Source organism: Streptomyces aurantiacus, from assembly GCF_001418335.1.
In the GTDB taxonomy this organism is placed as follows: Bacteria; Actinomycetota; Actinomycetes; order Streptomycetales; family Streptomycetaceae; genus Streptomyces; species Streptomyces aurantiacus.
In genome coordinates, this window is record NZ_LIPP01000316.1 from 34797 (window position 1) to 42117 (window position 7321).

Genomic DNA, 7321 nt, shown 5'->3' on the forward strand with positions numbered 1-7321 from the left:
AACTGACGCGGACTCAGCCCGGTGAACGGGACTGTCCAGGACGGCACCGACGCCGTGATCACACCAGCCACGGCAAAGTCATCTCACCCGTCGCCAGCAGCTACGGGACAACCCTTGGCCTCGGCCTGGCGGACCGTTCACCTCAGTACCCGCATGCGCGGTCCGGTGTCACCGTGCCGGGTCGGCAGCACCGTGCGGGGTTCCGCGTCTCCGTGCGTACAGCCGGTCCATGGCCGACTGGCTCTCGTCGTCCGCGGCGCGGCAGATCATCAGCCGCTGGTCCGTGTCGTGAAGTGGCACGAGGATTTCGAAATGCACTGAGATCGCGCCGACGTCGGCACGCCGCATCGCCTTGCTGCCGCGGCCAGGTGTCTTGACGTCCCGCTCGGCCCACAGTCGCGCGAATTCCTCATTGCCCTTGGTGAATTCCGTGATGCGTTCGATCAAATCCTGGTCCTCCGGATGCGCGGCCCACGCGGCACGCAGGTGGGAGATTCCCTCCCGCACGACGCGTTCGCGGTCGACATAGAACTCGCGTATCTCCGGATGCATCAGGCACAGCCACATCGCATTGCGCTGCGAGGGCGGCAGCGTGTCGAAATCCAGGAGCAGGCTCGCCATTTCGCCGTTCCAGGCCAGGATGTCGAAGCGGTGGTTCATGAGCATGGCCGGCAGCGGCGACAGGTCGGTGACCAGCCGGGCCAGCGGCGGCGCCGCCGTGGTGGCGGGCCTGTCGGTGGTGCGGGGGCGCTGCCGGGTCAGGTCGAAGAGGTAGGCGCGTTCGGCGGGGGCCAGCCGCAGTGCCTGGGCCAGCGCCTCCAGCACGTCCACCGAGGGCCGCAGCCCGCGGGCCTGTTCCAGCCGCACGATGTAGTCGATGCTGACCCCGGCCAGTTCGGCGACCTCTTCGCGGCGCAGTCCCGGGGTCCGCCGGGCCTGCCGACGCGCCGGCAGGCCGAAGTCACGCGGGTCCAGGCTCTCGCGTCGGGTCCGCAGGAACGCGGCCAGTTCCTGTGTCGCGTCCACGGTGTGGGTCATCATGCCCGGTCCAACCGTCAGGGTAGGACTGGTGTTCCCAGGCAGTTCCTTCCCTTACCTCCGGCTCGCGGTGGTCACAGGCTTGTTCCCGAGAACGGATCACAGGCAACGGGTCACAGGCCATTGATCACGAGCAGCTGATCCCAAGTACGGGATCACAAGCACAGGAGGACATGATGTCGCTCACCCTCGACACCTATCGGCTGCTGGGCCGCTCCGGGCTGCGGGTCTCCCCGCTGGCTCTGGGGACGGCGACCTTCGGCACCGAGTGGGGCTGGGGCGCCGAGCAGGACGAGGCGCGCAAGTTGCTCGACCTCTACGTCGAGCGGGGCGGCAACTTCATCGACACCGCCAACACCTACACCAATGGCAGCTCCGAGCGTCTGCTGGGCGAATTCACCCGCGACAACCGGGAAAGTCTGGTGCTGGCGACGAAGTACACGACACTGCGCCGGCCCGGCGACCCGAATTCCGGGGGCTCTCACCGCAAGAGCCTGTTCGCGTCGGTGGAGGAAAGCCTGCGACAGCTGAATACGGACTACCTCGATCTGCTCTATCTGCACGTGTGGGATTTCACGACACCGGTCGAGGAGATCCTGCGGGGCATGGACGATCTGGTCCGGCAGGGCAAGATCCTGTACGTGGCGATCTCCAACGCGCCGGCCTGGCAGGTGTCGCGCATGCAGGCGATCGCCGATCTGCGCGGCTGGTCTCCGCTGGTCGCGCTGCAGATCGAGTACAACCTGATCGAGCGGACCGGGGAGCGTGACCTGATCCCGATGGCACGTGAGATGGGGCTGGGTGTGACGCCGTATTCGCCGCTGGCCGGCGGGGTGCTCACCGGTAAGTACAGCCGTGACGACCTGGTCGCGACGAACGTCGCGTCCGACGACGGCACCCGCAAGAGCTTCAACTCCGCCTTGGGCACGGTCACCGAACGCAACCTCGCCGTCGCTGACGTCCTGAAGGAGGTCGCCGCGGAACTGGGCCGCACGCCCGCCCAGGCCGGGCTGGCCTGGACCCTGCTGAACCCCGGCGTGACGGCACCGATCATCGGCGCCCGTACCACCGCACAACTGGAGGACAATCTGGGCGCGTTGGAGGTCGTCTTCACCGCCGGTCAACTGGCCCGCCTGGAAGCGGCCAGCGCGATCGGGCTCGGTTTCCCGCACGAGATGCTCGCCGGCGACCACATCCGCAAGGTGACCGCGGGCGGCATGACGATCGAGACCCGCCGCTGACACCCGATCGGGCCCCGAGGGCGGCATCACCACCGCCGCCCTCCGGCCGCGTCCCGACCTCGCCTCACCTCGAAGGTGGGCGCGGGGTGTCCTGGATCTGCAGTGCCCACAGGGAGGTGTACAGCCCTTCGGATGCGAGGAGTTCTTCGTGGGTGCCGGTCTCGGCGATGCGGCCGCCTTCGTTCATGACGTAGATGCGGTCGGCGTTGCGGACGGTGGGCAGGCGGTGCGCGATGGTGATGAGGGTGCGTCCGGTGGAGTAGTGGCGCAGGGCCTGCTGGATGGCGGCCTCGGTCTCGTTGTCGACGGCTGAGGTGGCTTCGTCGAGGATGAGGACGGGGGGATCCTTCAGCAGGGCCCGGGCCAGGGCGAGGCGCTGGCGCTGGCCGCCGGAGAGGGCCAGTCCGCGTTCACCGACCGGTGTCTCGTATCCCTGTGGCAGGGCTTCGACGAAGGTGTGGGCCTGGGCGAGGCGGGCGGATCGGATGACGGCTTCACGGTCGGCGTCGAAGGTGCCGTAGCGGATGTTGTCGGCGATCGTGCCGTCGAACAGGAAGGCGTCCTGGGAGACGTAGCCGACGACGCGCCGCAGGTCCGCCAGATCCAGTTCCCGCACTTCCTCGCCGTCCAGGAGCACCCGTCCCGTCCGGGGGGCGTAGAAGCGGGTGAGGAGCTTGGCCACGGTGGACTTCCCCGCGCCGGTGGCTCCGACGATGCCGGTGCTGGTGCCGGGTGTGAAGTGCATCGACAGGTCGGCGACGGTGTGCGGGCGGCCGGGGTAGGCGAAGGTGACGTGTTGGAGTGTGATGTCGCCGGTGACCTGTCCGGCCTGGAGCGGGCGGCCTTCACCGACCGGCTCGGTGGGCAGGCTGTAGAGGTACTTCACCCGGTGCAGGGCTGCCTGGGTGCGCTGGAGCTGGTCGATGGTGACGCCCAGCGCGGTGAGTTTGAAGATGGTCTGCTGCGGAAGCACGTTGAGCACGCTGAACAGGTCGAGTGACAAGGTGCCGCCGATGGCCTTGCGCCCGCCGGCCAGGAGGTTGGCCAGGAACGATGTCGCGGTGATCGACAGGACCGTCTGTGAGTAGCCCGCCGTGAAGCGGTCCGTCGCCGTGCCGCTGAGCCGCACGGCATGGCTCAGTTCACTGACCCGCCCGGCTTCGTGTTCCTCTCCGCAGAAGCTCTTGACCGTCGCGCTCGCCTCAAGGGAATTGATCAGCCGGCCGTTCAGCCGCGCCCGGTCCTCACCGCCTGCCGCGTAGACGGAACTGGAGCGTTGCTGGTGACGCAGGGAGATCCAGGCGATGAGCGGCAGCGGCAGGAAGGCGATCCAGGCGATGTCGGGCGCCCCCACCAAGTAGCCACCCGCCATCATGGCCAGACAGGTGGCCAACTGGACCGCCTCGTGCGGGACGGTGGCCACGAAGGATCCCACCTGGTCGATGTCGCCGGAGAGCACTCCGGCCAGTCGGCTGACCCGCTCCTCTTCAAGGCGGCCTGGCTGCAGCCGCTGCACGTGCGGGTACAGCTCGGTGCGCATCTCGTGCTGCACGTCCTGCCCCAGAGCACGCCATGCGGTGTCGGCCCGGTAGGACAGAGTGGCCGCCATGGCACGCGCGACAGCGGCCACGCCGATGATTGCTCCCAGCTGCCGGGGCGCGCCTGCCAGACCGCGGGCCGTGAGCGCCGGACTCTCACCGCGGAAAACCACCACGGAGGCCCAGCCGAAGAGCAGATACAGCGAGGTGTCGGCGACCTGGCTGCCCACCGAGAGTGTGGTGGCGCGCGCGGCCCTGCCCCGGTGCCGGTGTGTCAGCTCGGCACGGTGGCGTGCCCAGGCCTCGGGCTCGCCGACCTCGGGCCGGCCGACCTCGGACTCGCTGACCCGAGCCACGTCGGCAGGGGGGCCTGTGGTGCGCCAGGCACGCCTGACCAGGACGGTGGTGGCGGCTGCCGCGGCGCCCAGGCTCAGCAGCGGGCCGCGTAGTCTGCGGCCGCTCAGCAGCAGTCCCGCGGTGGCGGCGGCGGCCAACAGCATGTCGCCGGGGGGTGCCTCGCCGGGGCGGCGGGCAGCGCCTGCCGGGCCGCGCAGCACCGACCGCCCGGACGGCCCCAACCGCCCCGGCCGGCAGGGCTGTTCGGCCCTTCGCGTCGTCGACCGCCTGCTGCGCGCCGGTGATCGCTGCGTCGGCGTGGTGGCCTGTGGCCGGAGGGAGCGCAGCGCGGCCTCCAGTCGGCCTTCGACGTCGTGCCCGCGCACGGTGGAATCGTGGCGGATGAGGACGTGGCCGGTGACGGGGCTGGCCTGCGCGGTGGTGATCCCGGGCTGGCCGTTCAGGAGATCGACCAGCTGTCTCACCAGCCGAGGGCGCCCGGCCAGGCAGTTCGTGTCCCACCGCTGCCGTCCTTCGACAACCGACAGGGGCCGTAGTCCCGCCCACCCCTGCGAAGGCTGTCCCGCGTCCTGACGTGTGGCGTGTGCCATGCCGTACTGGTGCTCCTCATGCCGGTCCCCGCAAGGCGCGCTGACAGTAATGTTCCGCTTTCCCTTCGACCGGTGCCGGTTTTCAGGCGCGGAGAATCCACGAACAAATCGGAAGGCCGATTCTCGCGAGACGGGTGTTCACCCGGTCGGTGCAGCCTTGGCGGCACGGCCAGCCTTGACCTGCGCCTTCTTTTCGACGGGTGCCCGGTCACTCTTGGCCGCCATCTCCGCGGCGATCTCGGCGGACAGGTCGGTGAACTCCTCGCCGACTTCATGAGCCGCCTTCTTCATTTCGAGCGCGAGACCCACGGACGTTTTCACGGCGCCGCGAACCACCGGTTTGGTCAGACGCTTGACCACCGGCGCCAAGGCGATGCCCACGAGGATCGGAGCTAGGGCAAGAGGCATGACGATGTCCTTTCAGTGACACAACTGTGGGCCGCTGCACTGTGGGCCGCTGCACTGTTGACCATGCACGATCCCATGCCGAGCACACGGCCTGCGCCCGCCCGGAAGGACGGTGCGCGACTGCGGGAACCACACACTTGCCGCGCATGGAAACCCGGCTACAAATCCCGCAGATTAAAAACGTTCCACAGAAACGCCCAAATAAACAGGCAGGCACGAAAAGAATGATTATCGCGAATAAGCCGTAGTGCGCCCCGCGCGCCATCGTTTCGACGTGAATCACCAAAAGCTCTCCGCAATAATCACCCCTAAAGTAATCACCAACATTTCTCGTTTGCTTCGGCGTTATCCGGTTACGTTGATGAATGAGCGGCTCATCAGGGGCCGCCGAGACAAGGAGAAAACCATGTTCCTTCCTGCTGCCGGATACCAGTACAACCCGGCCTACGGCTACTTCCAGAACCCGGCCGGCGACCCGGACGTGGTCGTGGCCGCCTGGCGTGCGGCCGTCTTCACCGGCGACGAGCACTGACCGACGCAGACGCAGAGCCGGTCGGGCGCGGCTGAGTGCACATCAGCACGCACCAGGCCGCCCCGCCCGGCGCCTACATCGCAGAGCGGTCCATGAGGGCCGCCGAAACAAGGAGAAAATCATGTTCCTTCCCGCTTCCGGATACCAGTACAACCCGGCCTACGGCTACTTCCAGAACCCGGCCGGCGACCCGGACGTGGTCGTGGCCGCCTGGCGTGCGGCCGTCTTCACCGGCGACGAGCACTGACCGACGCAGACGCAGAACCGGTCGGACACGGCTGACTGCACATCAGCCGACCCGACCACCAGTCCGCCCCGGCCCCGCGCACCTGGGGTCGGGGCGGACGTCCATGCCTGACCGACCACCGTCTTGTGAAGGAACACCGTGACGTCTGAGGCCACTCCCCGCACCGCACGTTCCTCTCTGGTGGAGGACATCCACGGCCGTCGGGTCCCCGATCCCTACCGCTGGCTGGAGAACGGCCGCGACCCGGCCGTGCAGACGTGGGCGCAGGAGCAGGACGCGTGGTTCCACCGGCACCGTGACCGGTGGCCGGACCGCGCCGGCTGGGAAGCGGTTCTGGCAGAGGAGGCCCGGCGGCAATGGACCGGCTCACCACTGTGCCGCGGTCCCTACCAGTTCTACGAACGGCAGGAGGCAGCGGCGCCCCATCCGGTGCTGTGGGTTCGGCGCGAAGGCGAAGCGGCCCGCGTCCTGGTCGATCCGGTCCGGCTGGATCCGTCCGGCCGTACCCGGCTCGCGGCATGGCGTCCTTCCTGGGAAGGGGACCGGATCGCCTACCTGCTCTCCACGGCCGGCTCCGACATCAGCCGGCTGTGGGTCATCTCCGTGGACGACGCGACGGTGCTCGACGGACCCATTGCCGGCCTGCGCACCCCCTCCCTGGCCTGGCTGCCCGGTGGCGAAGCCTTCTTCTACGTCCGTGCCGACCACAGCCCGGATGACGAGCCTCTCTCCGCGGGCTACGGCATGCGGGTCCTGCGGCACCGCGTCGGGGCCGCACCGGCCGGCGACGAGCACGTCTTCGGTGACGGCGGACCCTCCGGGTATTTCGCCGTGACCGTCGACCGCCGCGGAATGTGGCTGGCCGTCACCACCGCGGAGGGATCAAGCGCCCGCAACGACGTCCACCTCGCCCCGGTCGCCTTCGCCGGGGAACCCTGGCACTTCCACCAGGTGGTCGACGGCGCCACCACCGCAAGCCAGTGGCGACCGCAGTTCGCCCCCGACGGCAGCCTGCACCTGCTGACCGACCACCAGGCGCCCGGCGGCCGCATTCTCACCTACCCGGGCCCTTTGCAGCACACCGGCCCGCACTCCTGGCCCGAACTGCTGCCCCACCAGGAGGGCCGACTGCTGGACGACTGTGTCTGGCTCACCCCCGCCGGCGGGAACGAGAGCCGACTACTGGTCCTCAGCGCCGTCGAAGGTGTCAACGAGCTCACCCTCCACGGCGAAGACGGCCGTCAGGTACACCGGGTGGACCTGCCCGGGCCCGGAGCCGTCTCCGCACTGCGCTCCCGCCCCGAGGGCGGCCCGGAGGCCTGGTTCACCTACACCGACCGCACCACCCCGCCCACCCTTTACCGCTTCGA

General features: G+C 68.9%; 7 protein-coding genes. 4 read left to right on the forward strand and 3 right to left on the reverse strand.

The features are described 5' to 3' along the window. Positions 1-168: 168 nt before the first annotated feature. Positions 169-1041, reverse strand: a complete 873-nt coding sequence (locus tag AOK01_RS32950; RefSeq protein WP_055518168.1) for a helix-turn-helix transcriptional regulator — start codon at positions 1039-1041, stop codon at positions 169-171. A gap of 173 nt (positions 1042-1214) precedes the next feature. Between AOK01_RS32950 and AOK01_RS32955 the strand changes: the two genes are divergently transcribed. Beyond that, positions 1215-2279, forward strand: a complete 1065-nt coding sequence (locus AOK01_RS32955; protein WP_055518179.1) for an aldo/keto reductase — start codon at positions 1215-1217, stop codon at positions 2277-2279. Between the two features lie 64 nt (positions 2280-2343). Here AOK01_RS32955 and AOK01_RS32960 read toward each other — a convergent pair whose 3' ends face one another. Continuing rightward, positions 2344-4764 carry an ABC transporter ATP-binding protein gene (locus AOK01_RS32960; RefSeq protein ID WP_063792900.1) on the reverse strand — a complete coding sequence of 807 codons (2421 nt, stop codon included), beginning with the start codon at positions 4762-4764 and terminating at the stop codon, positions 2344-2346. Positions 4765-4902: 138 nt separating this feature from the next. Beyond that, positions 4903-5145 carry a DUF5132 domain-containing protein gene (locus tag AOK01_RS32965; RefSeq protein ID WP_055518171.1) on the reverse strand — a complete coding sequence of 81 codons (243 nt, stop codon included), beginning with the start codon at positions 5143-5145 and terminating at the stop codon, positions 4903-4905. A 433-nt stretch (positions 5146-5578) separates the two neighbouring features. Here AOK01_RS32965 and AOK01_RS46235 point away from each other — a divergent pair, with 433 nt between their 5' ends. The 3 genes from AOK01_RS46235 to AOK01_RS32970 all read left to right on the forward strand — a co-directional run. Continuing rightward, entirely contained in the window at positions 5579-5704 is a 126-nt protein-coding gene (locus AOK01_RS46235; protein ID WP_281181466.1) for a hypothetical protein, read from the forward strand. 121 nt (positions 5705-5825) lie between these two features. Continuing rightward, positions 5826-5951 carry a hypothetical protein gene (locus AOK01_RS46240; protein WP_281181467.1) on the forward strand — a complete coding sequence of 42 codons (126 nt, stop codon included), beginning with the start codon at positions 5826-5828 and terminating at the stop codon, positions 5949-5951. 138 nt (positions 5952-6089) lie between these two features. Continuing rightward, positions 6090-7321: prolyl oligopeptidase family protein (locus AOK01_RS32970; RefSeq protein WP_483855254.1), on the forward strand; the 1232-nt coding region annotated here is incomplete at its 3' end.

What these genes read in the sequence shown, in the direction of transcription:
- AOK01_RS32950 (WP_055518168.1), bottom strand. Translation starts at nt 1,041, where the DNA reads ATGATGACCCACACCGTGGACGCGACACAGGAACTGGCCGCGTTCCTG.
- AOK01_RS32960 (WP_063792900.1), bottom strand. Translation starts at nt 4,764, where the DNA reads ATGGCACACGCCACACGTCAGGACGCGGGACAGCCTTCGCAGGGGTGG.
- AOK01_RS32955 (WP_055518179.1), top strand. Translation starts at nt 1,215, where the DNA reads ATGTCGCTCACCCTCGACACCTATCGGCTGCTGGGCCGCTCCGGGCTG.
- AOK01_RS46235 (WP_281181466.1), top strand. Translation starts at nt 5,579, where the DNA reads ATGTTCCTTCCTGCTGCCGGATACCAGTACAACCCGGCCTACGGCTAC.
- AOK01_RS46240 (WP_281181467.1), top strand. Translation starts at nt 5,826, where the DNA reads ATGTTCCTTCCCGCTTCCGGATACCAGTACAACCCGGCCTACGGCTAC.